The following is a 265-nucleotide window of genomic DNA, read 5'->3' as shown; positions in this document are numbered from 1 at the left end:
CCTTGCCTGACGGCAAGCGCAGCACGACGAGCGCGTTCCGGCCGTGCGTCGTATCGAAATGCACGTAGCCGATCGCGCCGTCGGTCAGGACGACGCGCTGCACCGGGTTCGACACGGTCGTCTGCAACGACGCACGATTGGTGTTGACCCGCGCGTCGAACGTGCTGAACGGCGATACCGCGCCGATCACCGCGTAGCCGCGCGCGTCGGAACTCGCCTGCGTGCCCGAGAACGGCACGTCCGGCACGCCGTCGGTGGACAGCAG

At 68.7% G+C, this 265-nt stretch carries 1 protein-coding gene; it reads right to left on the bottom strand.

Annotated elements, in window-relative coordinates; genetic code table 11:
• Positions 1-265: fimbria/pilus outer membrane usher protein (locus SB816_RS32410; RefSeq protein ID WP_410548300.1), on the bottom strand; the 265-nt coding region annotated here is incomplete at both ends.

This window comes from Achromobacter sp. SIMBA_011, assembly GCF_046535435.1.
Taxonomy (GTDB): Bacteria; Pseudomonadota; Gammaproteobacteria; order Burkholderiales; family Burkholderiaceae_B; genus Achromobacter; species Achromobacter dolens.
This window is presented reverse-complemented; position numbering and strand designations above follow the sequence as displayed.